Source organism: Paenibacillus rhizosphaerae (assembly GCF_014192015.1).
Lineage (GTDB): Bacteria > Bacillota > Bacilli > Paenibacillales > Paenibacillaceae > Paenibacillus_AQ > Paenibacillus_AQ rhizosphaerae.
Genome location: NZ_JACHXJ010000008.1, coordinates 22,081 through 47,999 on the forward strand (window position 1 = coordinate 22,081; position 25,919 = coordinate 47,999).

The 25,919-nt window shown below is 55.6% G+C and carries 22 protein-coding genes and 1 tRNA gene; 12 read left to right on the forward strand and 11 right to left on the reverse strand.

Features of this window, described 5'->3' with window-relative positions:
* The first annotated feature begins 114 nt into the window (after positions 1 to 114).
* The 3 genes from bglX to FHS19_RS31835 all read left to right on the forward strand — a co-directional run bounded on the left by bglX (position 115) and on the right by FHS19_RS31835 (position 6,887).
* Entirely contained in the window at positions 115 to 2,280 is a 2,166-nt protein-coding gene (gene bglX / locus FHS19_RS31825; RefSeq protein WP_183587094.1) for a beta-glucosidase BglX, read from the forward strand.
* A gap of 155 nt (positions 2,281 to 2,435) precedes the next feature.
* Positions 2,436 to 5,801 carry a GH36-type glycosyl hydrolase domain-containing protein gene (locus FHS19_RS31830; RefSeq protein ID WP_183587096.1) on the forward strand — a complete coding sequence of 1,122 codons (3,366 nt, stop codon included), beginning with the start codon at positions 2,436 to 2,438 and terminating at the stop codon, positions 5,799 to 5,801.
* 99 nt (positions 5,802 to 5,900) lie between these two features.
* Positions 5,901 to 6,887 (forward strand): LacI family DNA-binding transcriptional regulator, encoded by a 987-nt coding sequence (locus FHS19_RS31835; protein WP_183587098.1) that lies wholly within the window; start codon positions 5,901 to 5,903, stop codon positions 6,885 to 6,887.
* 91 nt (positions 6,888 to 6,978) lie between these two features.
* Here FHS19_RS31835 and asnB read toward each other — a convergent pair whose 3' ends face one another.
* Entirely contained in the window at positions 6,979 to 8,823 is a 1,845-nt protein-coding gene (gene asnB, locus FHS19_RS31840; RefSeq protein ID WP_183587100.1) for an asparagine synthase (glutamine-hydrolyzing), read from the reverse strand.
* 269 nt (positions 8,824 to 9,092) lie between these two features.
* Between asnB and FHS19_RS31845 the strand changes: the two genes are divergently transcribed.
* Entirely contained in the window at positions 9,093 to 9,407 is a 315-nt protein-coding gene (locus tag FHS19_RS31845; RefSeq protein WP_183587102.1) for a hypothetical protein, read from the forward strand.
* Between the two features lie 35 nt (positions 9,408 to 9,442).
* Complete coding sequence (locus tag FHS19_RS31850) at positions 9,443 to 9,790, forward strand: hypothetical protein (RefSeq protein ID WP_183587105.1); 348 nt, start codon at positions 9,443 to 9,445, stop codon at positions 9,788 to 9,790.
* A gap of 269 nt (positions 9,791 to 10,059) precedes the next feature.
* Here the strand turns inward: FHS19_RS31850 and FHS19_RS31855 are convergent, their stop codons facing one another.
* Positions 10,060 to 10,353, reverse strand: coding sequence for a magnetosome magnetite crystal formation protein family (locus FHS19_RS31855; protein WP_076174239.1), 294 nt, complete (start codon positions 10,351 to 10,353; stop codon positions 10,060 to 10,062).
* Between the two features lie 227 nt (positions 10,354 to 10,580).
* On the opposite strand from FHS19_RS31855, the gene FHS19_RS31860 reads away from it, so the two are divergent.
* Positions 10,581 to 10,654, forward strand: a tRNA-Arg gene (locus FHS19_RS31860).
* Positions 10,655 to 10,728: 74 nt separating this feature from the next.
* Positions 10,729 to 11,193, forward strand: coding sequence for a hypothetical protein (locus FHS19_RS31865; protein ID WP_183587107.1), 465 nt, complete (start codon positions 10,729 to 10,731; stop codon positions 11,191 to 11,193).
* Between the two features lie 171 nt (positions 11,194 to 11,364).
* Here FHS19_RS31865 and FHS19_RS31870 read toward each other — a convergent pair whose 3' ends face one another.
* The gene (locus tag FHS19_RS31870) at positions 11,365 to 12,357 is read right to left on the reverse strand and encodes an MraY family glycosyltransferase (RefSeq protein WP_183587109.1); all 993 of its coding nucleotides are present in this window, start codon (positions 12,355 to 12,357) and stop codon (positions 11,365 to 11,367) included.
* Positions 12,358 to 12,747: 390 nt separating this feature from the next.
* On the opposite strand from FHS19_RS31870, the gene FHS19_RS31875 reads away from it, so the two are divergent.
* Positions 12,748 to 12,900 carry a hypothetical protein gene (locus FHS19_RS31875; RefSeq protein ID WP_376772014.1) on the forward strand — a complete coding sequence of 51 codons (153 nt, stop codon included), beginning with the start codon at positions 12,748 to 12,750 and terminating at the stop codon, positions 12,898 to 12,900.
* Positions 12,901 to 13,076: 176 nt separating this feature from the next.
* Here the strand turns inward: FHS19_RS31875 and FHS19_RS31880 are convergent, their stop codons facing one another.
* The 6 genes from FHS19_RS31880 to FHS19_RS31905 form a co-directional block, all read right to left on the reverse strand.
* Positions 13,077 to 13,895 (reverse strand): sugar phosphate isomerase/epimerase family protein, encoded by an 819-nt coding sequence (locus tag FHS19_RS31880; RefSeq protein WP_183587111.1) that lies wholly within the window; start codon positions 13,893 to 13,895, stop codon positions 13,077 to 13,079.
* A 31-nt stretch (positions 13,896 to 13,926) separates the two neighbouring features.
* Positions 13,927 to 14,910 carry a Gfo/Idh/MocA family protein gene (locus FHS19_RS31885; protein WP_183587113.1) on the reverse strand — a complete coding sequence of 328 codons (984 nt, stop codon included), beginning with the start codon at positions 14,908 to 14,910 and terminating at the stop codon, positions 13,927 to 13,929.
* Positions 14,907 to 15,941 (reverse strand): Gfo/Idh/MocA family protein, encoded by a 1,035-nt coding sequence (locus tag FHS19_RS31890; RefSeq protein ID WP_183587115.1) that lies wholly within the window; start codon positions 15,939 to 15,941, stop codon positions 14,907 to 14,909. The genes FHS19_RS31885 and FHS19_RS31890 overlap by 4 nt, the downstream gene beginning before the upstream one ends.
* A 61-nt stretch (positions 15,942 to 16,002) precedes the next feature.
* Positions 16,003 to 16,836: a carbohydrate ABC transporter permease gene (locus tag FHS19_RS31895; RefSeq protein WP_183587118.1), complete on the reverse strand. Its 834-nt coding sequence runs from the start codon at positions 16,834 to 16,836 to the stop codon at positions 16,003 to 16,005.
* A gap of 24 nt (positions 16,837 to 16,860) precedes the next feature.
* Positions 16,861 to 17,808 carry a carbohydrate ABC transporter permease gene (locus tag FHS19_RS31900; protein ID WP_183587120.1) on the reverse strand — a complete coding sequence of 316 codons (948 nt, stop codon included), beginning with the start codon at positions 17,806 to 17,808 and terminating at the stop codon, positions 16,861 to 16,863.
* Between the two features lie 55 nt (positions 17,809 to 17,863).
* Positions 17,864 to 19,123 (reverse strand): ABC transporter substrate-binding protein, encoded by a 1,260-nt coding sequence (locus tag FHS19_RS31905; RefSeq protein ID WP_183587122.1) that lies wholly within the window; start codon positions 19,121 to 19,123, stop codon positions 17,864 to 17,866.
* 426 nt (positions 19,124 to 19,549) lie between these two features.
* On the opposite strand from FHS19_RS31905, the gene FHS19_RS31910 reads away from it, so the two are divergent.
* The 4 genes from FHS19_RS31910 (at position 19,550) to FHS19_RS31925 (ending at position 23,641) form a co-directional block, all read left to right on the forward strand.
* Positions 19,550 to 20,752: an ROK family transcriptional regulator gene (locus FHS19_RS31910; protein ID WP_183587252.1), complete on the forward strand. Its 1,203-nt coding sequence runs from the start codon at positions 19,550 to 19,552 to the stop codon at positions 20,750 to 20,752.
* Between the two features lie 123 nt (positions 20,753 to 20,875).
* On the forward strand, positions 20,876 to 21,547 hold the full coding sequence (locus tag FHS19_RS31915; RefSeq protein ID WP_183587124.1) for a phosphatase PAP2 family protein: 672 nt from the start codon (positions 20,876 to 20,878) through the stop codon (positions 21,545 to 21,547).
* Positions 21,548 to 21,717: 170 nt separating this feature from the next.
* Positions 21,718 to 22,431, forward strand: coding sequence for a FadR/GntR family transcriptional regulator (locus FHS19_RS31920; RefSeq protein ID WP_183587126.1), 714 nt, complete (start codon positions 21,718 to 21,720; stop codon positions 22,429 to 22,431).
* Positions 22,424 to 23,641, forward strand: coding sequence for a CynX/NimT family MFS transporter (locus FHS19_RS31925; RefSeq protein ID WP_246426940.1), 1,218 nt, complete (start codon positions 22,424 to 22,426; stop codon positions 23,639 to 23,641). The genes FHS19_RS31920 and FHS19_RS31925 overlap by 8 nt, the downstream gene beginning before the upstream one ends.
* A gap of 58 nt (positions 23,642 to 23,699) precedes the next feature.
* Here the strand turns inward: FHS19_RS31925 and FHS19_RS31930 are convergent, their stop codons facing one another.
* Both FHS19_RS31930 and galU read right to left on the reverse strand, forming a co-directional pair.
* The gene (locus FHS19_RS31930) at positions 23,700 to 24,773 is read right to left on the reverse strand and encodes a glycosyltransferase family 8 protein (protein WP_183587128.1); all 1,074 of its coding nucleotides are present in this window, start codon (positions 24,771 to 24,773) and stop codon (positions 23,700 to 23,702) included.
* Positions 24,774 to 24,853: 80 nt separating this feature from the next.
* Entirely contained in the window at positions 24,854 to 25,762 is a 909-nt protein-coding gene (gene galU, locus FHS19_RS31935) for a UTP--glucose-1-phosphate uridylyltransferase GalU (RefSeq protein ID WP_183587130.1), read from the reverse strand.
* Positions 25,763 to 25,919 lie beyond the last annotated feature (157 nt).

The window sequence follows — 25,919 nt, forward strand, 5'->3', positions numbered from 1 at the left end:
TATCAGCCAGGTTTTGTGCAAGCTCCTGAGAAAGGAGAAAGGGTCTGAAAGAGCCGGACCCTTCATGTCCGGATGGCCTGAATCATCATACGACTTTGTTGTGGAGGGAATGGAATGGACAACCGGCAGTTAACCGAACTGTTGAATCAGATGACGCTGGAGGAGAAGATTGCGCAGCTGCTCCAGCTGACCGCCAATTTTCATGAAGGCGGCGACGGAGAAAGCCAAATTACCGGACCGCTTGAGGAAATGGGGATCACCGAATCGATGGTGACCGCTAGCGGCTCCGTTCTGGGGATATCGGGAGCGCAGTCGATCATCGACGTGCAGAAATCATATTTAAGCAAAAGCAGGCTCGGCATTCCGCTGATGTTTATGGCCGATGTGGTGCACGGCTTCAAAACGATCTTTCCGATCCCGCTGGCGATCGGATGCTCCTGGGATACGGAGCTGGCCGAGAAGAGCGCCGAAATCGCCGCGAGAGAATCGGCGGTGTCCGGCATTCACGTCACTTTTGCACCGATGGTCGATCTGGTGCGCGACCCGCGGTGGGGACGCGTCATGGAGACGACCGGCGAAGATCCGTACCTGAACAGCCTGTTTGCCCGCGCTTTTGTCCGCGGCTACCAAGGCGCGAGCCTGAAGGAGGAACCGGAGCGGCTGGCTGCCTGCGTGAAGCACTTCGCCGCATACGGCGCCCCCGAAGGGGGACGCGACTACAACACGGTCAACATGTCGGAACGCAATCTCCGGGAGCAGTATCTGCCGGCTTATAAAGCGGCGCTGGACGAAGGCTGCGAAATGGTCATGACGTCGTTCAATACCGTGGACGGCATTCCGGCTACCGGTAATGAGAAGCTGATGCGCGGCATCCTCCGCGATGAGTGGGGTTTTGACGGCATCCTGATCTCGGACTGGGCGTCGATCCGCGAAATGATCGCGCACGGAGCGGCGGAGGACGACTGCGAAGCCGCTTACCGGGCGATCCGGGCGGGCGTAGATATCGAGATGATGACCCCTTGCTACGTGCAGCATCTGCCGGGCCTCGTCGAGAGCGGACGCGTGGACGAAGCCTTGGTTGACGAAGCGGTGCTGCGCATATTGCGGCTGAAAGACAAGCTCGGGCTGTTCGACAATCCGCTGAGAGGCGCCGACCCGGAGCGCGAGCGCGAAGTGGTGTTCTGTCAGGATCATCGAAACGTTTCATACGAGCTGGCGGCCAAGTCGAGCGTCCTGCTGAAAAACGAAGGCGGCCTGCTGCCGCTTGCGCCTGGGAGAAAGGTTGCCCTGATCGGGCCGTTCGCCCAGAGCGACGACATCCTCGGCTGGTGGTCCTGCGTCGGCGTGAAGGAAGACGCCGTGAAGCTGGGAACCGCGCTGCAGGAAAGGCTGGCTGAGGGACAGCTGGTTATTGCCGAAGGCTCCGGCGTGGTCAGCGTGGATCAAGGGCAGATTGATGCTGCCATCGCCGCATCTCAAGAGGCAGACGTGATCGTGCTCGCCCTGGGCGAAGATTCGGCCATGAGCGGGGAGGGCGGATCCCGCACGAACATCCGCCTGCCGGAAGCCCAGCTGGAGCTGGTACGGCAGCTCAAGAAGACCGGCAAGCCGATGGCTGCGGTGATCTTCAACGGCCGTCCGCTGGATCTGCACGGAATCATTGACGAAGCGGACGCCGTCCTGGAAGCCTGGTTCCCGGGCAGTGAGGGCGGAGCCGCGATCGCCGACATTCTGATCGGACGCGTGAATCCTTCGGCGCGGCTGACGATGTCCTTCCCGCATTCGGTGGGTCAAATTCCGGTCTATTACAACCATTACAATACCGGCCGTCCGATGGATCCGGACAAAACGGAAGAGCGGTACGTGTCCAAATATATCGATAGTCCGAATGATCCACTGCTTCCGTTCGGATACGGCCTATCCTATACGACGTTTGAATACGGCAGCCTGAATTTATCCGGAAACGAGATGACGGCAGATCAGCCGCTTCAGGTCAGCGTGAACGTGACGAACACCGGGGACCGTGCAGGCATCGAAACGGTTCAGCTGTATATCCGCGACGTGGCCGGCGAGGTGGTCCGCCCGATGCGCGAGCTGAAAGGTTACACCCGCCTCGAGCTTGCTCCGGGAGAAAGTGCGGAAGCGGTCTTTACGATCACGGAGGAACAGCTCCGTTATCATCATTCCGACCTAACGCAAGCCAGCGATCCGGGAACGTTCCAGGTGTTTGTCGGTCCGAACAGCCGGGACAACCTTGCTGAGTCGTTCCGGCTGGTTTAATGAACAAGCCGCCATGCGCGTACACAAAGAACAGCCATGGCTAATGGAGAGAGCTGACCATCTAGACGATGCAGGATGAAAAATACTGTAAAAGCTGCCTCGAAGCCGTACCGGACAGGTTCCGGCCGGCTTCCGGGATAGGAGGATGAACAACCATGACAACCATTACGAATTCCAAGCTTCACGTCCAGGCCGGCGATCTGTCCTTTACGTTCTGGGAAAGCGGTGACCTGTTCCAGGCCATCAGCGGCAAGACGATGATCAACCAGCTGATGAGCAGCCCGCTCGACGGGGCCTTAAATAATCTGTATCTTCGCATCCATGACGATTCCGCTATCCGCTTCTACCCGCTGCTGGGCATCCGTTCGGACAGCCGGGTCAGCACAGGCGAGGGACGTCTCGTCTGGACGGGGGAAGCCGAAGGGGTGGCGTACAGCGTGACGTTTGCGCTCAGCCCGCTCGGCGTATGGTTCTGGGACGTCCGGGCGACCGGACAGGGCCACAAAATCGACGTCGTTTACGGCCAGGATATCGGGGACGCGGATCCGGGCGCCGTCCGCAGCAACGAGGCGTACCTGTCCCAATATATCGACCATACCGTTTTCGATGACAAAGACCACGGATATGTGGTGTGCTCGCGCCAAAACCAGCCGCAGGGCGGAGCGTTCCCTTACATACAGCAGGGTTCGCTGACGCGTGCCGCCGGGTACTCCACGGACGGCTTCCAGTTCTTCGGCCTGTCCTATAAAGAGACAAACGTGCCGGCATGTCTCAGCCAGCCTCAATTGGCGTGCGAGGTCTACCAATACGAGTTCGCCTACACGGCGCTTCAGTCCGAAGCGGTAACGCTGGACGGGGAAGCACGCTTCGTGTTCTACGGCTTGTTCAAGCCGGATCATGCGGCTGCGGTAACCGAGCTGGAATTCAAGGACGAGGTGCTGAAAGCCTGGGCTCAAGTGCAGGAGAGCCTGGCTGCCGCGGACGGTCCGCTGCACGAGCTGCCGCAGGTCCGCCTGAACCCGGAGATCGGCGAACCGATGCATACCCTTCCGCTCACCGCGGAAGAGCTCGAAGCCCTTTTCCCGGCAGCCGGAAGACAGGAAGAAGAAACCGAGAACGGACAGCTTCTGGCGTTCTTCACCGATACCTACGAGCATGTCGTGCTGAAGGAGAAGGAGCTGCGGGTGGAGCGTCCGCACGGACATATCCTGATGAGCGGCGGCAGCGTGAAGCTGGGGGCCAAAGTCGTGACGACGACTTCTTACATGTACGGCATTTTTAACTCCCATCTGGTGGTGGGCAATACCAACTTCAACAAAATGATGAGCAATGCCCGCAGTGCCCTGAACGTGCCGAAGACGGCAGGACAGCGGATTTACGTGAACATCGAAGGCGCGTACCGTCTCCTGACGATGCCGTCCCTGTTCGAGATCGGCTTCAACTACGTGCGCTGGTATTACAAAACGGCGGATGACATGCTGGTGATCACCAATTTCGCGGCGGCGGATGCGCCTGAAATACGCCTTCATGTGCGCTCGGAGAGCGGCAAAGCGTATCAATTTTTGGTGACCAGCCAGGTCACCATGGACGTCAATGAGTTCGAAGCGCCGGTCCGCATGACGGAATCGGCGGGGGTGCTGACGTTCCACGGCGCCCAGGACGCGCTCCGCAAGGAAGCCTATCCGCTCCTGAAATACACCATGCGGATCGACGGCGCCAAGGCGGCCGTTAGTGACGAAACGGCACTCACAAGCGGCGTTCAGGCTGGGGAAGCGTCGGTCGTGACGCTCAAGCTGGATGCTGCTGCGGAGTGGACTTTAACGATGCAGGGGCTGCTGGACGGAGAGGACCTTCCTGAGGCTAGCCGCAGGGCAGAGGATGAAATTGCGAAGCACCGTGAGTTCTTCCGGGACGTGATGAACGGATTCCGCTTAACCGGCGCGGATGGCACGGAAGGCAAGGACTTTTTTAAGGTGAATGCCCTGGCCTGGTGGTACACGCATAACATGCTGGTTCATTATTCGGTTCCGCATGGCTTGGAACAGTACGGAGGTGCGGCTTGGGGAACACGGGACGTTTGCCAGGGGCCGACCGAGTATTTTATGGCGACGCAAAAGTTTGAACAGGTCCGCGACATTCTGAAAATGGTGTACTCCCACCAATACGAAGACGACGGCAACTGGCCGCAGTGGTTTATGTTCGACAACTACTTCACGGTTCAGCAGGAGGAGAGCCACGGCGACATCATCGTATGGCCGCTGAAGGTGCTCAGCGATTACCTGCGGGCGACCGAAGACTTCGGCATTCTAGAGGAGAAGGTTCCGTATACGGTCAAGCACAAGTTCCATTTTACCGAAGAAACGGCCACGATTCTGGATCACGTGTACAAGGAGATCGGTTACATCCGCAGCCACTTCCTGCATGAGACCCATCTGTCCTCCTACGGGGATGGGGATTGGGACGATACGCTGCAGCCGGCCAACGCCCAGCTGAAGCAGTACATGGTCAGCAGCTGGACCGTCGCCCTGACGTACCAGACGATGACCCAACTGTCGGGCGCCCTGAAATCCGCCAAGCCGGAATTGGCTTCGGAGCTTCATGACATGGCGCGGGGAATCAAGCGTGATTACGAAAAATACATCCTCGAAACGGATGTCATTCCAGGGTTCCTCTACATGGAGAATCCGGCCGAAGTGAAGCTGATGCTCCATCCGACCGACGAGGAGACCGGCATTCAATACCGCCTGCTGCCGATGACCCGGAGCATGATTGCGGAGCTGCTGGATCCGGAGCGCGCGAAGGCCCATTATGAGCTGATCAAAGAAAAGCTCTTTTTCCCTGACGGCGTCCGTCTGATGAACCGTCCGGCCCAATATGCCGGCGGCGTCAGCACGCACTTCAAGCGGGCGGAGCAGGCGTCAAACTTCGGGCGCGAAGTGGGCCTGCAGTATGTCCACGCCCATATTCGCTTTATCGAAGCGATGGCGAAGCTCGGACATGCGGATGATGTATGGAACGGTCTGAACGTAATTAATCCGGTCGGGATCCGGAGCGTGGTGCCGAACGCCGAACTGCGTCAGAGCAACGCTTATTTCAGCAGCTCCGACGGCAAGTTCAACACGCGTTATGACGCGCAGGCGCATTTCGATGAGCTGCGCAGCGGCGGCGTGCAGGTGAAGGGCGGATGGCGTATCTACTCCAGCGGTCCTGGGATCTACATGAATCAGCTGATCTCGAACGCGCTGGGCATCCGCCAGGAACAGCAGGATCTCATCGTGGATCCGGTGCTGCCGAAGACGCTGGACGGACTGCGCTTTGACTTCCGTTACGACGGGCAGGATGTGGCCTTCATTTACCATTTGGACGGCACCGGCGAGCGCCGCGTGAAGCTGAACGGCCGGGAGCTGGAAGCTTCGGCGGTGAGCAATCCGTACCGCGAGGGCGGTCTGCGGATTTCGAAGGACGTGTTCGAGCAGGGAATGAAGCCGGACGGCCATAATGTGGTTGAGATTTTTATGTAGCAGTTTAAGGCGATCTTCACGGATCGCCCTTTTCCATGAGAACAGCAATATGGATAATTTTGGACCAGGAAATGGTTTGGTATGGGGGAGCGAGGAACATTGGTTAGTATTAAGGATATCGCTAAAAAAGCCGGGGTTTCCATATCGACGGTATCATATGCCCTGAACGGCAGCAGCAAGGTGACGGATGAAACCCGCTCAAAAATTTTGGCGATCGCCAAGGAACTGAACTATGTGCCGAACGCGGCCGCGAGATCGCTGAAGAAGCGGGAGTCCCGCATCATCGGGGTATTTCTGACCGATTTTAAAGGGGACGTATATGGCGACCTACTCGACGGAATGAAGGAAGTCTGCAACGCCCAGGGCTACGACCTGATCGTGTGCAGCGGCAAGCAGGCCCACCGGATGCTTCCGGAGCGGATGATCGACGGGGCCATTATTCTGGACCATGCGTTTACGAATGCCGAGCTGCTGAAATATGCCGAGCGAAACCACAAAATCGTCGTGCTGGACCGGGAGCTCGAGCATCCCAACATCAATCAGGTGCTGCTGGATAATAAGGCAGGGGCTACGCTGGCCACCGAATTTTTGGTCGAGCAGGGCCATAAGAAGATTTATGTCGTGACGGGACCTGATGACTCGTTTGACTCCATTCAGCGCATGAAGGCGGTCAAAATGGTTGCGGACCGCACGGAAGACGTAGAGTGGATCGAGATCCCCGGCGATTTCAAAAAAAGCGGAGGGGAACACGCTGCCGAACAAGTCATCGGGGAGTATACCGGCCCGGCTGCCGTGTTCTGCCTCAATGACGAGATGGCCATCGGTTTTTGCAACCGGCTCGCAGAGACCGATTACCGGATCGGGGAGCATGTGCATTTGATCGGCTTCGACAATATTGAGCTGACGAGCTACATGCAGCCGCGCCTGGCGACCATCAACTACTCCAAACGGAAATGGGGGGCGCTCGCGTCGGAACAGCTGATCAAGATTTTATCCGGTGAAGAAGTGGAGCATGAGCGCATCTACGTCACGCTGATCAAAGGGGAATCTGTCGGAAAAAGGGGCCGGCAGGTTAACGCGGGCTAAGATGAAGCGCGTATGCACAGCGGTAAACAAACAGAAGGGTATCCGGCTGAATAGAGCCTGTCGGATACCCTTTTTGCATGTTCATTTTACGTTAACGAATGGCCACATTGTAAGTTTTCAACCAGTTGTTGACCTGGGCCAGGTAAGCAAACAGCTGTGGTCCCGACATTAGCTGGCCGAACCAGGGCAGATTCGAGGACGCTTCAGGGGAAGCGGCGATCTCGAGAATTTTGTTCTTATCGATCAGTGGCAGGATCGGGGCAGACGGATCGTCCAGAATACCGAGCATCTGCTGCTTGACGGTGGCAAGGAAGTCCGGATTGTGGGTTTTCGGATATGGGCTCTTTTTGCGGTAGAGCACATCGTCCGGCAGCACGCCTTCCAGCGCCTTGCGCAAAATGCCCTTCTCCCGTCCGCCGGTCATTTTGATTTCCCAAGGGATATTCCACACGTACTGAACCAGCCGATGGTCGCAATAAGGCACGCGTACTTCGAGGCCGACGCCCATGCTCATGCGGTCCTTGCGGTCCAGCAGCGTCGGCATGAAACGGGTGATGTTCAGGTAGGACATCACCCGCATTTTGGCCTGCTGGCCGGTCTCGCCGCGCAGCTTGGGAACTTCCCGCACCGCATCGGCGTAACGGTCCCCGAGGTAATCCAGCGGCCGGATCCATTCGCGGATTTCGGGAGACAGCAGGCTGGCCCTCATGTCGGGTGCGACCGACCAAGGGAACGTGCCGGAATTGAGCATTTCCTCGCGGTGAAACCAGGGATAGCCGCCGAAAATTTCGTCGGCCGCTTCGCCCGAGACGGCCACCGTCGCGCCTTTTTTGATCTCACGGCAAAATAAGTACAGCGAGCCGTCTACGTCCGCCATACCGGGCAGGTCCCGGGTCAGGGTGGAGGCGTTCAGCGATTCCACGAGCTCGGGGGTATCAAATTCAATGTAATGGTGCTGCGTCCCGAGTTCCTCCACCATCCGCTGGATAAACGGAGCGTCGGCTCCCGGCTGGAAGGCATGCGATTTGAAATGCTTCTCATTGCCGACGTAATCAACTGAATAGGTGTGGACCTGCCCTTGGTTGGTCCGGTTATAATACTGAACGGCAAGGGCCGTCAAAGCGCTGGAATCCAGCCCTCCGGACAGCAGGGTGCAGACCGGAACGTCCGAAACCAGCTGCCGTTCCAGCGTATCCTGCAGCAGTTCGCGCAGTTTGGCCGCCGTTTCCTCCACGCTGTCTTCGTGGATGTGGCTGTCCAGACGCCAATAGGCGTAACTGCGCAGCCCGTCGCGGCTGAAGATCATCGCGTGGCCTGCCCGCAGCTCTTTCATGTCTTTATAGACGCCCTGTCCCGGCGTCCGCGCCGGGCCGATAATAAACACTTCGGCCAGTCCTTCCGGGCCGACCACAGGCTCCATCTTGGGATGCTGCAGCAGCGCTTTGGGCTCGGAACCGAATATCAGCGTGCCGTCGATGTAGGCGTAGAACAGGGGCTTAACGCCTAAACGGTCCCGAGCCATAAACACCTGCTCCCGGACGCTGTCCCAGATGGCAAAAGCAAAAATGCCATTGAACCGGTCCACGCAGGCCGGCCCCCACTCGATGTATGAAACCAAAAGAACTTCCGTATCGCAATGGGTCCGGAAGTGATGTCCTCTTTTGACCAATTCGCTCCGCAGCTCGGCCGCGTTATATAGCTCCCCGTTATAACAAATCGCGTACACGTCATCATCATCATGAACGATCATGGGCTGTGCGCCGTTTTCGGGGTCAATGACGCTCAGACGGCGGTGGCCGAAGGCGCATGGATTGGAGATCCAGGTTCCCGAGGCGTCCGGTCCGCGATCCGACATCGTTTCCGTCATTTTGACAAGGATCTGCGAATCCTGGGTTAAGTCGCCGCTCCATTGTATAAAACCGGTTATTCCGCACATGATGGGTCATCCTCTCTTTGTCGTTTGTCCACTCGCTGTCCTTTCTGTCTGCCAAAGTGATACAGTTATATGCCGAAACGGGGCATAAAATGTCTGTCCTTTAACGAAAACTATAGGAAAGGCAGTGTAAGAAAAACGTATCTGTCGACGCACTTCTACAGAAGACGGACCGCCTTTAGCGGATGTTTTTCTTGCGATCATGGAATGGTTCAGCTCCGCTGACAACTTATATAAATTTTTTTGATCTTCACAAAGGAGAGTAATGTGACATGGATAAGCAGCATTTTTATGTATCGGTACACGGCAGAAGCGTTCTCGCTGAACAAGGCGCCGCTCCTTACGAGCTGGTGATGTACTGCACGGTGGGACAGGCTAGGGAAGTGCAGCAGATGATGGAGGACATGCAGGAGCATGCCGAGGACTCCTTCCTGGCCTATACGTTTCCATGGCCGGATACGCCGGAGGATGACGTCAATTCGCAGTATACGCAAAGCCTGAACCAGCTGTACCGGAAAATTTATGAATACGGCACGGCGGAAACGCGCCAGCATCTGACGGAGAACAAAATGCTGGGTTATACTTGATTTCGGAATTCAGGCCGACCAGGGAGGGAAGCAGCTTGTATTATATTAAGGATGCCAAGGTGCGGCGGATGACGGAGCTGGACGGGGTCCGCTGCGCTGAAATCGGTGTGCTGCCCGGAGCGGTCGATGATCCCACGCTTTTGGCTTATGTAGCCGAGTCGTCACCGGGCTGCTACGACATGATCCGGCTGATCCGCAACGATGCCGACACAGAGCTCGACTGGTATGACAACAGTATGCATCAGGCATATACCGATGTGACGATGCAGGCGTTCGAAGGCGGCTTCTTTCTGACGGCGGATGAGGAGCGGGATCTGTTCCTGCGCGACCTGATCTCTTTTGGAAGCGTAGAGGAGGATCTGCGGAGCAGGTTCGCAAAGTAAACGCAGCCATTATTTAAGGAACATAGCCGGCAGCCTCCCGCCCCATACTATGGTTAGGGGAGGTGAGCTAAATGGCGGACTTCACGAACAAAAAAGGCAAGAGAAGCAAGTACGCCCGTCAAAACGCATTTGCGGGTGGTGTGACGAGCAGAAATTCGAGAAATTTGGCTGTGCCCCATAACCCAAGACGTTTTGGCAACCAGTAGCCTCCTTGAACCATGAACAAACCTCCGGGAATGCCCGGAGGTTTATTCAGCTGTTCTTAGCTGTTACGCATATTCGCGAAGCACCTGAATGCCTTTAACGATGTTATAGACGAATGTGCCGAAGTAAATGACGCAGAACAGCAAAATATAGCCCAGGATCGAGCCGGCATGATGGGCTGCCAAAGTAAAAAACAGCAGTGGTACGGCCGCGATGAACGGCAGCAGATGCGAAAGCAATGCGCGCTTGGCATGCCGGGCGACGTATTCGTCCCGAACGGCGATCCATACGATCACCGGCAGGATAAACGGGGCGAAAAATATGCTGAAGTAGGAAAGTGAAGATAACAACTGTCGCATGGGGAATGCTCCTTTACAACGGATTTTGTTTAGTTTGGCGATCCGAATACCGCAAGAAAAGCTGCCGCTACCTGCAGTCTGCTTACGTGGGCTGTCACCGATAGACGTTTTTTATAATGTTATTACCCATAGTATTTCCCGCCAATCGGTTTTCAAATTTTCCTCTTGAAAAATTGGCTAAATACGGTATAATAAATAACGCATTCGCTTTTTTTATTACATAGCAAGTCCCAGTAGCTCAGCTGGATAGAGCAACGGCCTTCTAAGCCGTCGGTCGGGGGTTCGAATCCCTCCTGGGACGTACAAGGAAAGCCCTCACTCGAGGGCTTTTTCTTTAGATTATAAGCAAGTGCAGCGAGAAGGGAGAGAGACCGGATGAATCAGGATATCAAAGTATCGCAATGGACCGCACTGCTGATCGAGCAGGCGAAGCGGGCCGGGATGTCCGGGGCCGCAATCGCCGAGGCAGTCAATAACAAGGACGCGGAGCCGTTTACCCAGGCTGGGCTCGAGGGCGAGCGTTATGCCAATCTGTTCGGCTACTCGGAGGAACACGGCGAGCCGCTGGCTCAGGCGGCGATGGAAGGCTACCGCATGACGTTTAACACGCGGAACGGGCTGAAAAATTGGCTGGTGCAGCGTTTTGGCCTGGACGAAGATAAGGACTTCGAGGTGGGCGAAGGCGTAATCCACGGGCTGCGGCTCACCTTGGAACAACTGGCAGCTTTGCAAAACGCACTGGCCGTAAATTGGGTGATTGCCGGATCGCGCGACCTTCCGGGCGGCATGGTGGAGTTGGATTTGTCCATCCGTGCCCTTCAATCCGCTTCTCAAGCTTAATTCGCTCTAAATAAGGCCATGCCGGTTAGCCGTGAATAAAAGGGGCTGTCCCATTTGTCGTGTTATACACGACGGTGGACAGCCCCTTTGTCATATAGCTTCAATCGCTCCTATTGAACGATTCCTGCTTAACTTACCTTGTTAACCACGCCCAGCTGTAAACGGTCCCGGCTAACTGATCAACATCAGGATAATCGAGGACAGTGACAGGCAGGCACTGAGCAAATAGATGAACACGACCGCCTGCTTCGGGCTCAGCCCCCAGGACAGCAGCCGGTAATGGAGCTGGCTTCGGTCGGCCTTGTACACCGGCTTGCCGTCACGATACCGTTTGATCACGACGTAAATATTATCGAAGATCGGCACGCCAAGCGCCAGCACAGGCACGAGAATGGAAATGACGGTCACCTGCTTAAAGGCCCCGTCCAGGGCGATGATGCCGAGCATAAACCCGATAAACGTCGCGCCTGCATCCCCCATGTAAATTTTGGCGGGCGGCTTGTTGTATCTCAGATAACCGAGCGTCACCCCGACCAGCAGCACCGCCATGATCGCGGAATGGGACTGGCCTTTGGCGATAGCAACGATAAACAGCGTCAAGGCCGAAATCGCGGCCACGCCTCCGGACAGCCCGTCCAGCCCGTCCATAAAATTAATGACCGTCGTGACGCCGAAGATCCACAGAATTGTCAGTATAAACTGCAGCCACTCCGGAAACACGACCATATGGCCGGCGAACGGAACGGTGATCCCTTCGAATGAAATCCCCGAATAGTACACGATCACCGCAGCGCCTACCTGCACGAGCGTTTTGGGTAGAGCGGCGAAATCCTTGCCTTTCGTCTTGTACCAGTCATCGATCATGCCGATGCCGAGGATGAGCAGCGAGCCGGCCACAATGCCGGCCATTTCTTTGTCCCAGTGTCCGGTGAGAACGATATAGGGAACCATAAAGCCGAGAAAGATGGCGATGCTTGCCAGATGCGGTACGGGTTCCTTATGTATTTTGCGATGGGTAGGCCGGTCGACGAAATCAACCCGGATCGCGAGCTTTCTTAAAGGAGGAATCAAAGCCAAAACGATAACAAGCGACACAATAAATCCAATTACATACACAATGGTCAGGCCTCCAATACTTAGCTTTACAGTTTGCTGTCGTTTCATCAGAAGTCTCTGGTCTGGATTACGGATACATTAAGATAGATTGAACTAAAGTTTCTTCTTGAAATTTTTGGTATCGCGGCTATCTAGGGCGTTTATTTCTTTAGTTCATTCAATATAGATGTAGCATTTGTATTTTTAACTAGAATAATCGCTATTTTTGCAAAATACAACGATAAAATATTTAACTTTTCCATAAAATTCCAATCGACCGCCTTTTACATTTCTAGTAGAGAATAGGTCTATAGCACTTATTCTAATAGAAGAAGGATGAGCCGATGTTGAAGAAAAATAAGATGTTTCAGGTACTGATGGCCTCGGGTCATCGGCAACACGGCACAGCTTGCCAAGTCCCTGTTTACGCCGTCTTCGGTTCTGACCAGCAACATCGTCATGCAGATTTCCAACGTGGAGTTTGACTCCACCTGGAATTACGCGCTGCACATGATGGCCTTCCTGGCCGCGGTGCTGGTCATCGTCGTCCTCCTGATGAACCTGCTGTTCCGCATTCCGCTGTGGATGAGCAACCGACGTCTAAAGAAATAGATCCTGCCCGTATCCATACCGGAATACGCCTTGAAACAAGGAAAAAAGGGCTGTCTTCCGGCAGAATGAATCTGCCGGCGGGACAGCCCTTTTAATTTGACTGAATTTAAGCGAAGCCGAACGCCTGCGATTACGGCAAGCCAAACTTAGGCTGAAGGCGGTCAGCATGTTTGCCCTTATCGGCCCGTGATGATATCCAGCTGTGCGGAAGTATCATACACCATCTGATAAGGGTCGGCGCTGTACGGAGTGAGCTCGGCCGTAACGGTATCGGTGTAGCCGATCTCGTTCAAGGCCCGCCGTACTTCGTTCCAGTTGACGCCGCCCGAGAGCAGCGGGACGAAGCCGTTCGGCCCGGCCGCCGGATTGAAGTCCTTCACGTGGACTTTGCGAATCCGCTCGCCCAGCGTCTGGATCCAATGCTCGGGATAGCCGAAGAGCAGCACGTTGCCGATGTCAAAGTAGGCTCCGGCCCAAGGCGATTCGAGCTCGTCGATATACCGCGCCATCTCCATCGGGGAGAGCAGAAATTTGTTCCAAACGTTCTCGATGCCGATGTGAACGCCGTGCTGTTCCGCCAGCGGAATGAGCTCCCGCAGTTCTTCCTGGCTGCGGGCATAGCATTCTTCATAGGTGACCGAAGGCGTCACCGCCCCGGGAACGACCAGCACGGTGTCCATCCCAAGCAGGGATGCCAGCTCCAGCTGCCGGGTGACGATCTCCCGTCCGCCGGCGCGCACATCCGGATCCGCCGCGGACAGCGGGGATTTCCACAGCATCCCGGTTGACAGGCTGCGCAGCTGAATGTGGTGACGGGAAGCCAGAGCCAGCACGGCCTCCGCCTCCTGGGCGGTGGTGTCCATGGTCAGCCCGGTTCCGCCGGACGGGTACAGATTCAGCTCGACGGCATCGTAACCCGCCTGCTCCGCATGAAGAAAAATCGTTTCGAGCGGGGTTCCCTCCGGAAAACCCCATTGATTTATTGACTTCAGCATCGCTTCATACACCCCTTTATCAGGTTTAGGTTCAGAGCTCTGCAGGCGAAACGGCGGTCAGGCGCTCCGCCGAGCGGTACGCGGCCAGGGCCACCTCGAGCGCCTTGAGCCCGTCGACGCCCGTCACGTTCGCCTCGGTCCTGCCTTCCGCGATCGAGGCTACAAAATCCCGGACCAGGCCGAAGTCCATATCGTCGCCCCAGAAGTGGTGCCGGTAGCCACGCTCCTCGCTGAATACGTTCAGCTTCTGTCCGAAGGCGTCGATCGTCAGGGTGCCGGCCGTTCCGACGATTTCCAGCGTCACGTCGCCCCAGGTAGGGAAGGAAGGATTCCGGGACCAGCTGCAGTCCAGCGTGGCAAAGACGCCGTTGTCAAATTCGATCGACAGGATTCCGCAGTCATCGATGGGGACAGCGGACATCAGCTGCCCGATTTCCGCGTACACCTCTTTCACCTCTGCGCCGGTGAACCAGCGCATGATATCGGCGACATGAACGGTATGGTCAATGACCGCTCCGCCGCCGGACAGAGCGGGGTCGACGAACCATCCGCCCGGATTTTGCCCGCGGTTGGTCCCCTTCATGGCGAGGATCCGGCCAAGCTTGCCTTCATCGATCATTTGTTTGGCCCGGATCACGGACCGGTTATACCGAACCGGAAAGGCCGTCTGCAGCATGACGCCGGCGGCTTTGCAGGCCTCGATCATGTCCCGGGCGTCCGCGGCATTGGTCGATATGGGCTTTTCGCATAGCACATGAACCCCCGCCTTCGCGGCCGCAAGGACATGCTCCTTATGGTTCGCGTTCTCCGATGTAACGACGATCCCGCTGAGGCCTTGGGACAGAAGCTCGGCATAATCCCCGTAATAGCTGGTGCCAAGGATGCCGGCGAACTTTTGACCCCGCTGCTCATCGGGATCGTAAATGCCGGCGAGCTCCACTCCTTCCAATTGAATCAGCGCTTTTGCATAACTGTAAGCGTGCATATGGGCAAAACTGACGATGCCGATTTTCATGAACCGATCACTCCTTTGCTGCTCAGGTCGGCTGCGCCGGCTCCCAGATCAACCGGCCGCCCGGTCTCCATCGATTTCAGCGCCGAGAGCGCAATACGGAGTGCCTCATAGGCGTCTTCCGCGGTTACGATCGGCTCTTCATCCTGCTCGATGCAATTCAGGAAATGGCGGAGCTCCTGAAAGTACGGGTTTTCCTCAACCGGACTTTCCGGGACGGGGACGCCGCCGCCTCCGCCTGCATGGCCGCCGCGCTGAAAAGACAGCAGCGGTTGATCCCGGGCGCTGTCATAGCCGATAATCCCCTGCGTGCCGGCGATCTCCAGGTTCATGGAGAAGCCTTCATGCGACCAGGTTCCCTCGACGTGGGCGATTGCGCCGCTTTGAAAGCGAAGGGTCACGAGTGAATAGTCCAGCTGGGCGTGAACCCTCCCATGGAGTCCCTTGGCATACACGCGTTCCACTTCGCCGAAGCACCAGCGAAGGAAATCGAAATCGTGGATCATGGCGTCAAGCGTAATGCCGCCGCTGGCCCCGAAATCGCTGTACCAATGCTGCCAGCCGATCGGATACCCCCCGCCGCGGCCCGCGCGGATGACGGCCGGATTGCCGATGACGCCATCATCCAGCAGCCGCTTGGCATGCGCGTATTCGTGGAAGAAGCGGAGGACATGCCCGACGAACAGCCGGACGCCACGCGAACGGCAGTGGTCGATCATTTCCCGGGCGTCGGCCAGACTGCGCGCCAGCGGTTTCTCGCAGATGACATGCTTGCCGTCGTCGGCCGCCTGAAGAACATGCTTCTTGTGAAGCGGCGTCGGCAGGCAAACATCGACGACATCGACGCGGTCAAGCGCTTCCATCGCCTTTGCATAGGAAGTGAACGAAGAGGTGCCGCATGCCTCGGCCACCCGTGCTCCCTTGCCGGCGTCGGTGTCGACGATACCGGCCAAGTACGCATTCGGCATATCGGCATAGGCTGCGGCATGGGTGCTCCCCATTGCCCCGGCGCCTATAACGAGAACGTGAATCATAACGGTTTTCAACTCCTTTTTTGATGGACCGGTTACACTTGTAAAAGGTCTATTCGTTTCCTTATCCTTTGATGCCATTCATGGCGATTCCTTCTATAAAATAGCGCTGCAGGAAAATGAACAGGATGATAATCGGCAGCGTAGCCATGACGGCTCCGGCCATCAGCAGCGGATAATCGGTCGAATGCTGACCCTGGAAGGAAGAGATGCCGATCGATAGCACGCGCATATCCTCCGAGCTGGTCATGATGAGCGGCCACAGCAGGTCGTTCCATGCTGCCAGAATCGTAAAGATGGCCAAGGAGACGAGCGCGGACTTGGACAGCGGCAGATAAATATTCCAATAAATCCGGAAATAGCTGCAGCCGTCGATTTTGGCCGCTTCCTCCAGATCCTTCGGCAGCGTCATGAAGAATTGCCTCAGTAAAAAGGTGCCGAAGGCGCTGAATATGCCGGGGATAATCAGGACATAGAACGTATCCAGCCAATTCAGCTGCCGCATGATAACAAAGCTCGGGATCATGACGACCTGGGAAGGCACCATGAGCACAGCCAGCAGGGCGAGAAAAATGACGTTTTTCCCCGGGAATTTCAGGCAGGCGAAGGAGTATGCGGCCAGGGAACACAGCAGCAGCTGTCCGGCCGTGCGGCCCAGCGTAACCAGAATCGTATTGAGGTAATAAGTGCCGAAATCAATGGTGGTCAGCACCTTGGCGTAATTTTCAAAATGCCATTCCGACGGCAGCAGCGTAGGGGGCACCTTCATGGAATCCGCAAAGGACTTAAACGATGTGGACAGCATCCAGACAAAAGGGGTCACCATCAGGACGGCTCCCGCGATCAGCAGAATATGAACGGCGAGCCGTCTTCCGCGGTCGGAAGTTGGGGTTATCATGACAGCCTCTCCTCCTTATGAAGGTTATTGATAATGAACCCAGCGTTTTTGGAAATACATCTGAAACGCGGTGATGATCAGGATGACGATAAACAGGATGAACGCCTCCGCCGAAGCGTAGCCCATGTTGAAGTACTTGAAGCCGTCCTCCCAAATGCTGTACACGACGGTGCGGGTGGAATCGAGCAGGGAGGTCTGCTGACCCATCATGATGAAGACGAGGTCGAAGACCTGGAAAGAGTTGATGAAGGACATGACGAGCACGAAAAACAAGCTCGGTGTCAGCAGCGGCAGCGTAATCCGGAAAAAGCGGTAGAACGTGCCGGCGCCGTCCAGCGACGCCGCTTCGTAATAGCTCGACGGAATTCCCTGCAGCCCCGACAGCAGGATGACGGCATTGTATCCGACGCTGGTCCACACGCTGACAATGACGATCGACATGAGCGCAAATTTCTCATCGAACAGCCAATTCGGCTGGGGCAGATGCATTGCCCCGAGCACGTAATTAATCAGGCCGAACTCGGAATTATACAGCCATTTCCACACCATCCCGACCGCGATCGGCATGGTGATGACCGGGATGAAATAGAACGTGCGGTACACGACCATCCCTTTGATTTGCTGATTGAGCAGCACGGCGAGCAGCGTGGCAAAGACGATGGACAGCGGGACGGTCGCGACGGTATAGAGCAGCGTATTCAGCAGGGACCGCGTGAACTTCTCGTCCTGCATCAGCTGGGTGAAATTGTCGATCCCGTTGAACGCCGGAGCGGACATGCCGTCCCAGTTCGTAAACGACAGAATCAGGGATGCGGCGGAAGGCACCATATAAAAGAGGGCCAGACCCAATGCGACGGGGAGGATAAATACGTAACCCCAGACCGCTTCCCGGATGGCCAGCTTGGAAGTTTTCCGTTTCCGGCCTGCAGGCAGGTTCGGGTCTTTCGACTTGACGGCCAGCGGCGTATTCACCGGCAGCACCATCCTTTCTCTTGAAGTTAAGTGGATGCAAGCATACGACTTTTCTTTAATCCTTCTTCTCTTCCGCGAGAATCTCGTTCATTTTATCAGCCACCGTCTTCAGCGCTTCCTCAAAGGATTTTTTTCCGAGGAAAGCGTCCTGAAGCTCCTTGGTCTCCACGTCCTGCCATTCGGCCGTCCGCTCGGACACCGGATACGGCACGGCAAAGTCCAGACTGTCCACGAATACCTTGAGGTCAAGGGATGGGATCGACTTCAGCCAGCCTTCCTCCGTTCCTTTATAGGCGGGAATGCTGAAGCCCGATTCGGCCAGGTACTGCTCGCCTTCTTTGCCGGAAAGCACCTGAATCAGGTCCCATGCTTCCTGTTGATGCTTCGTTTTTTCGTTCATCGTCCAGCTCAGGCCGTGGACGATCGTCGCTTTCTGCTTGCCTGCGGGCAGCGGGGCAACCCCCAGCTTGTCTCCCAGCAATTTGTACAGCTCGGGAGCGCTGACGGAAATGGCGGGGAACATGGCGGCTTTGCCGGAGCCGAACAGCTGGAGCGGCTTGGTCTCAAGCTGCTGCTGGGCGTTCGGGGAATAGCCCTGGTCCATCAGCTTTTTCTCCCACTGAAAAGCGGACAGCGCTTCGGGTGAATCGAAGCCGGATTTCGTTTTATCTTCGGAGATAATGTAACCGCCGGCCTGATGGATCAGATCGTAATATCCAGACTGGCTGTCGATCAAGGCTGTGTAGCCGTACACGCCGTTCTGCTTGTCCGTCAGCTTGGCGGCATTCTGCTCGACCGTATCCCATGTCCAGCTGCCGTCCGGGTAAGACACGCCGGCTTTGTCGAAAAGTTCTTTATTGTAGTAGAGTCCCACCGCATCGAGGAAATAAGGAAGTCCATAGAGATGATCGTTGTAGGTGTACAAATTTACGAGGGCGTCCGTGTAAACGGAGGTGTCGAGCTTGCTTTCATCAATAAGCGGCTGCAGATCCTTGATCCAGCCTTTGGATGCATAAGCGTAGAAGTTGGGGCCGTTCATCCAGAAAACGTCAGGCCCGCTGTTGCCGGCGAGGCTTGTTTTCAATTTGGTCCAATAATCGGCCCAAGGGGTGTATGTTACTTTGACTTCCACATCGGGGTGGTTTTTCTTGTACAGCTCAATCGATTTGTTGACGGTGTCCTTCACGTTCTCATCCCACAGAGCCACGTTGATTACTTTTTTGCCGCCGGCTTCTCCGGAAGAGCCGCCGCAGCCCGTCAATACAGCAGTAAACAGAAACAGGAACACGAGGATGATCGACATTTTTCTAGCCATTCCAATAACCTCCTCTAAATATGGTTCTTGCACTCATTCTTTGATCTGCCGCAGTTTCTATGATGTACGAATCTTCCCCCCTTATCTCGCGAAAATCCATTCGCCATACTTATTCCAATAGTCAAAATAAGTAGATGCCGACTGACCATTCAATGTAAGCTATCAGGAAAAGAATGGCATCTATTTGCGTAAGATTATATATTTGGTGATTGTTATTTTCAATAGTTTGATAAATATTTGCATAAAAACTTTTGATCGGCAGGAAAAGGGCGTTTTCAAGTGGAAAGTATCGGTTTCCGCATATTTTGGTCATTGGAATATGTTACATGGAATGGAGCATTGGGAACTGTATTTTAGAGCAAATATGGAATAACATGGAATATAGTGATGCATTTTGACGAAGAAAGGGGAAGATGGTTGAAAACGATGAGAAAAGGCGATTGGAAACTGATTCAGGAGCTGAACCGGTCGATCATTTTAAATAAAATTCGCCTGGATGGTCCGATTTCCCGGATCGAGCTGGCTAAAGGAAACCGAATTAGCCCTTCCACCGTAGCTGCGGCGGTGCAGGAGCTGATCCGGGAAGGCTATGTGACCGAAATCGGCAGGGGAGAGTCCAGCGGCGGGCGCAAGCCCATTTTGCTGCAATTTGCGCCGGATAACCATTTTTTGTTTGCCGCATCGATCTCGAACACGGTCATTGAAGTTGCCCAATTGAACCTGGAGGCGAGCATCCTGCGCAAAGCATCCGCCCCGGTCGGAATGCGGCAGGGAGAAGGCGTCATTGAACTGATGCTTGGCATGATCGACCGATTCGTCACCGAAACCGGCAGCATGGACCCGTGCATCGGCATTGCCGTCACGACACCGGGCGTGGTCAATGTGGAGCAGGGGGTTGTCTACTATAATTCCAAGCTTCGCCTGAACGACGTCCCGGTCAAGCAAATCGTGGAAAGCCGTTATGGGATTAAAACATGGGTCGAGAACGATACCAACTCGCTCGTGCTTGCGGAACGAAGGTTCGGGAGCTACAGCTCTTTTGCCAATCTGATCTATATTATGGTCGGCAATGGGATTGGGGCAGGCATCCTTGTCAACGACATGATCCTCCGGGGGAAACTGGGGGGAGCGGGCGAGTTCGGCCATACAAGCGTCAACCGGAGCGGAATCCGCTGCGAATGCGGAAACGTCGGCTGCCTGGAGAACTCGGTCAGCTGGCCTGCGGTGCACTCCCGAATGATGGCGGCGATGGCCTCGGGTCGGCAGACGCTCATCCACGATCTGACAGGCGGAGACTTCAGCCGGATCGGGCCTGCGGTGTATAAAGAGGCACTGTCCAGACAGGATCGGCTGGCCATGGACATCACTGAGGAGATCGCCGAGCATCTGGGTGCAGGCATCGTCAACCTGGTGAACCTCTTCAATCCGGAAGCGATCGTGTTAGGCGGGAATGTGGCTCAGGACAATCCCATTTTGCTCCATAAGGTTGAGGAGCATATTTCCAGGTACGCGATGCGTATTTTGAAGGACGATCTGGTCGTGGGGCAGTCTTCGCTCGGGGATGACGGCAAATTGATGGGTGCGGCCGCTGTCGTGCTGCAGGATCTGTTTCAGTTTTCATTAACTTAGCCTTAATCCTCTGCCTCATACATAAACATGGTTGATGGAAAACGGTTCTAGCAGTAAAATAAGGCAGCGGTTCCCGAAGGAATTCCGTTAACATCTTTTGCAACCGGCAGAGAAAGGTTTGATATGGTGACGAAGGTAAATGCAATCATGCAGAGGCTGCGTCCTCTCGCCCCACTAGTACTAATGCTCATTTTTCCCGTTCTGGGGTCGATTTACCAGCTGGTGAACCACCCGAATGCCCGCGTGTACTCCCTTGTCACACAAGCGGACCTGGCTGTTCCATTTATTAAATATTTTGCGCTCCCTTACAGCGTATGGATCTTCTATATCTATGCCTGCCTGGTCTACCTGTTCTTTAAGGACCGGAATTTATATTACCGGGGCATTATACTGTACACGGTATGCGCAATGACATGCTACGGCATTTATCTTGTGTTTCAAACGACGGTGCCAAGGCCGGTCGTTACCGGCAGCGATCCGTTCAGTGAGCTTGTCCGATTTATTTATAAACGGGATCAGCCCTATAACTGTTTTCCGAGCATTCACTGTTTCTCGAGTTACATGGTCATGCGTCTCTTTCTGACAAGCAAGGCCCGGAACCGCGTGATCATGATTTTCGTCAGCACGATGTCGATCCTCATCATCGCCTCGACGCAGTTCGTGAAGCAGCATGTCCTCTGGGACGCCGTTTCAGCGATCGCGATGGTTGAAATCTACCACTTCGTGATCTATGTCCTGCCCGGTGCACTCCGCAGCCGGGAGAAAGTACGGCAGCGGAAGGAACTTCAAGCATAAGGCAGCATGCTCTAACAGAGCCCGGCTGCACCGGATCGGCAGTCTTCCAAGTGAAGGCTGCCGTTGCTGCGTTTCAGGGTCTCTCATGGCGCATAAACGAAAAAAAATGTGCGGGAAACCAAAGTTCGTGTTACAATGAACCAAACATCCTATGTTTGGAGGTATTCGTCATGAACTTGCAGCGTCCAACGCGTTCGACGCTTGTCGAGCAGGTCGCTTCCCAACTGGAGAAGCTGATTGAGGAAGGGCAGTGGCCCATTGGGGAACGCATTCCTCCGGAACCGGAGCTGGTGGAGAAGCTGGGTGTCAGCCGAAATACGATCCGTGAGGCGATCCGAGCCCTGATTCATGCGGGTCTGCTCCGGACACGGCAGGGGGACGGGACGTACGTCGTCGCGTCGAGCAGCCTCGGGCCTGTTCTTCAGCGGCGGATGGAGCGCTCCAAGCTGAGCGAGACGCTGGAGGTTCGCGCTGCGCTGGAGCAGGAGGCCGCCCGGCTTGCCGCCCGGCGGAGCACGGCGAATGATATCAAGCAGATCCGGCTTACGCTTGCGGCATGCAGCGCCGCAGAACAGTCCGGAGATATGGAAGCTTACATCATCGCGGATTTGGCCTTTCACAAGCAGGTGATCTCTGCAGCACATAACCGGCTGCTCAGCGATTTGTATGACAGCATTAGCGAATCCGTGACGAATTCCCTCTCGCTGGGCAGCTTGCGCTGGGATTTGGTGCTTGTGCACAGCCGGCTCAATGAGCGTCTGCTTGAAGCCATTATCCGCCGGGATGCGGCGGAGGCGGGCGAAATTGTCCGATCGTATATCCAGGCATCCCAGGATGCCTTGCTTGATTTGTCTGAAGGAGGAAATACAGAACATCATGAATAAAACGTATGAAATGTCTACGCAGCCGGCGGAGAATCCCCAGGTTTCCACGGGGATGAAGGCGCTGCTGCTGGTTCTTGGAATTATTCTGATCGCGACGACGCTGCGGGCGCCGATCACTTCGGTGGGGCCGCTCGTTGAAACGATCCGGCTCGATACGGGAATGTCGCATACCCTTGCGGGGCTGCTGACGACGTTCCCGCTGCTGGCTTTTGCCGTCGTCTCCCCGATTGCTCCGAAGCTGGCCCGGAGATGGGGCATGGAGAAGACGCTGTTTAGCGGAGTGGCCGCCGTAACGCTGGGCATTGCCCTGCGGTTCGTACCATCGGTTGCCGCTTTATTTGCCGGCACGATCCTGCTCGGCCTCGGCATCGCGGTCAGCAATGTGCTGCTGCCGAGCCTGATTAAGCGGGATTTTCCGCTGCGGGTGGGCGTCATGACGGGAATCTATTCCGTTTCGATGAACATCTTTGCGGCCATCGCCTCCGGCGTCAGCCTCCCGGTGTCGAATCATCTCGCTTCCGGCTGGCGGGGGTCCCTGCTCATCTGGGGGATCCTGTCGTTGATCGCGCTCTTCGTCTGGCTGCCGCAGCTCCGGTACCGGCATCGGACCGGCGAGGTGCGGATTTCGTCGAAAAGCAGCATCTGGCGCTCGAAACTGGCGTGGCAGGTCACGATTGTTATGGGTTTGCAATCATTCGTGTTTTATTCGATCGTGTCCTGGCTGCCTGAAATTTTGACCGACCGGGGCATGAGCGGCTCGACGGCTGGCTGGATGCTGTCGCTGATGCAATTTTTCAGCGTGCCGGTCACGTTCTTCGTGCCGATTCTGGCGGGACGCTTCCAGAATCAGCGCGGACTGGTCGTCGGCACGTTTCTCTGCTTTGTTCTGGGCTTCGTGCTTCTGCTTAGCGGATGGAATGCGATCGTTCCGGTCGCGGTCGTATTGGTTGGCGTCGGCACCGGTGCGGCCTTCGGCCTCGTTACGATGTTCTTTATGCTCCGCACCCGCCGGACGGAACAGGCTGCGGAATTGTCCGGTATGGCTCAGTCGATCGGGTACCTGCTGGCCGCTGTAGGACCTATGCTGATTGGCCTTGTCCATGATCTGACCGGAAGCTGGACAGCGGCGATCTTGGTCCTGCTGATCGTAGCCATCGTCTATATGCTTGCCGGCTGGGGTGCCGGAAACAATACTTACATTGAAGAATAAAGCAAACAACCTCCGCCGGAAGGGCGGAGGTTGTTTGCATTTTTCTTGAGACGGGCCGTTACAAATAAATGCCGCTGCTGAAGCCCCTAATGTACATGGAAGGCTTTCTCCGGGAGCTGCGGCGCATCATAAGAATGCGGGACTTGCTGACGCTGCCGGCCGCAGATTTGTGCCGGGAGTGCTGGGACGCTTTTCTCCGCTTCCTCATGATGACCCTTTCACTCCGTTCCCTTTCGCTCCGGTGGCGGGAGGATGGTTTTCTTGGCGAGAGCTTGCGGGTTTTGCGCTTCATATGCAGATGCCGGGCTTTTCTGTCCGTGCTTCTTCTGATGGGCGCCGGGAGTATTGGCTCATTGCTCCATGGCGTTAGTCTTAGATTATCCTGATAGAGGGTATATCCTGGGGATAGCGGGTCCCAGCACTTCATGTCACCGGCAAAGTGAACGATTTTTTGCTGGAGATCCACTTCGGCCCCCGGGACGTAAAACCAGTTGAACCGTTGATCCAGCAGCAGGCAGTTTCCCCCGAATACGTGGTTCAGGCAGTCCTGGTCAGGCATCGAGGTGCCGGGAAAGGCGCGGAAAAAGTTCAGCATTTCTTCAAACCAGGTCACGTGCTGCCGAATGGCATTGAGGTCAAATAAAATGACCCCGGAGTTAAAATAAGTTTCGGGGTTTAAACCCTGGACAGCCACGACTTCTGCGATGCCTTGGATGCCTTGGTCGTGGATAGCCCCAAGGTAGCCGCCGTTCAGGTCGATCCCCCACAGCTCGGTAATGTCCATATTGACCATCACGTCGCAGTCAAGATAGATTACCCGTTCAGCAGGTACCACGGCGGGCAGCAGCAGCCGGTAAAGACTGCCCCACGTCCATCGGTCGATAGAGCCGGTTCCCGACAGAACGTCCATCATTTCGACCGGCAGGGTCACAGGATAGAAGTGGATCGGATGCTTGAAACCCGCCGCCAGCTGGGCCAGCTTGTTCTTATTTTCTTCCAGCAGCGACTCGTCATGGAGAATGTGAACCTGAAGCTCGGAGGAAGTGTTGCGGAACACCGAAGCCAACGCGGCGGCAGCGTGCTCGGAATAGCTTCCGTCCTTATCCGTAAAAGCTAAAGCCAATTCAATCATTTGCGGTGACACCTCTCTTTAAAATTGGTTTTTCCGTTACATGATTGCATCACGCGAAGGCACGCGAGTGAAGCTTGGGCTCACGGCGCAGGGTCACCGGAACCGGAATCCGGTGATTGCGGGTCCTCTTTTAACAGCTCGTTCATTTCGTCCTCAAGATTTTGCCTCAGATGCGCTCTTTGCTTCGTCAGTGCCAAAATGGCCTTCACATAACCCAGCGGATCGCCGACGTCATGCCAGCGGCCATTAATCTCGCATGTATAAATCGCTTCTTTAGCAAGTAATTGATTCAATGCATCCGTCAGCTGAATTTCGCCGCCGACTCCCGGGGATTGGTTTTCCAGAATATCGAAAATGGATGCAGTCAAAATGTACCGGCCCACCATGGCCAGCCTCGATGGCGAGGCATCGACCGCAGGTTTTTCCACCAAACGGTTGACATACGCAAACGAATCGATCAGCGGTTTGGCGTCGACGATGCCGTAGCTTGACACCTTGTCTGCCGCCACGCTTTGCACGCCTACGATGGACGTCTTCAGCCGGTCATACCCATCCATAAGCTGTTTTAACGACGGCGGGTCGGCGTCAAAGAACGTGTCTCCAAGCAGGACGGCAAAGGGTTCGTTTCCGATAAAATTGCGCCCGATGCCGATGGCATGCCCCAATCCCTTTCTCTCCGATTGTCGGATGTAGTGGATGTCGACAATGCCGGTGAATTCCCGGATTTTGCGGAGCTCCTCGAACTTGCCTTTTTGCTCCAAATAATATTCGAGTTCCAGTGCCGAGTCGAAGTGATCCTCGATCACCTTTTTGCCTTTGCCGGTCACGATCAAAATTTCCTCAATCCCGGAAGCCGCGGCTTCTTCGATAATAAACTGGATGGTGGGCTTATCGATAATCGGCAGCATCTCTTTGGGCATTGCTTTGGTGGCGGGAAGAAACCGCGTTCCGTAACCGGCTGCCGGAATGATCGCTTTACGAATCTTCAAGCGGTCCTCCTCCTTTGATGATAGCAATTTCGCATACTGCCATCTTATGCGGGAAGGGGCTGGGGATCGTGGACATTTATCCTGTGCTGCAAAATTAATGAACGGCGGGTTTTTTGCAGGCAGAAGCAAGACCTTGAAAAAAATTTATCCGTTCCGG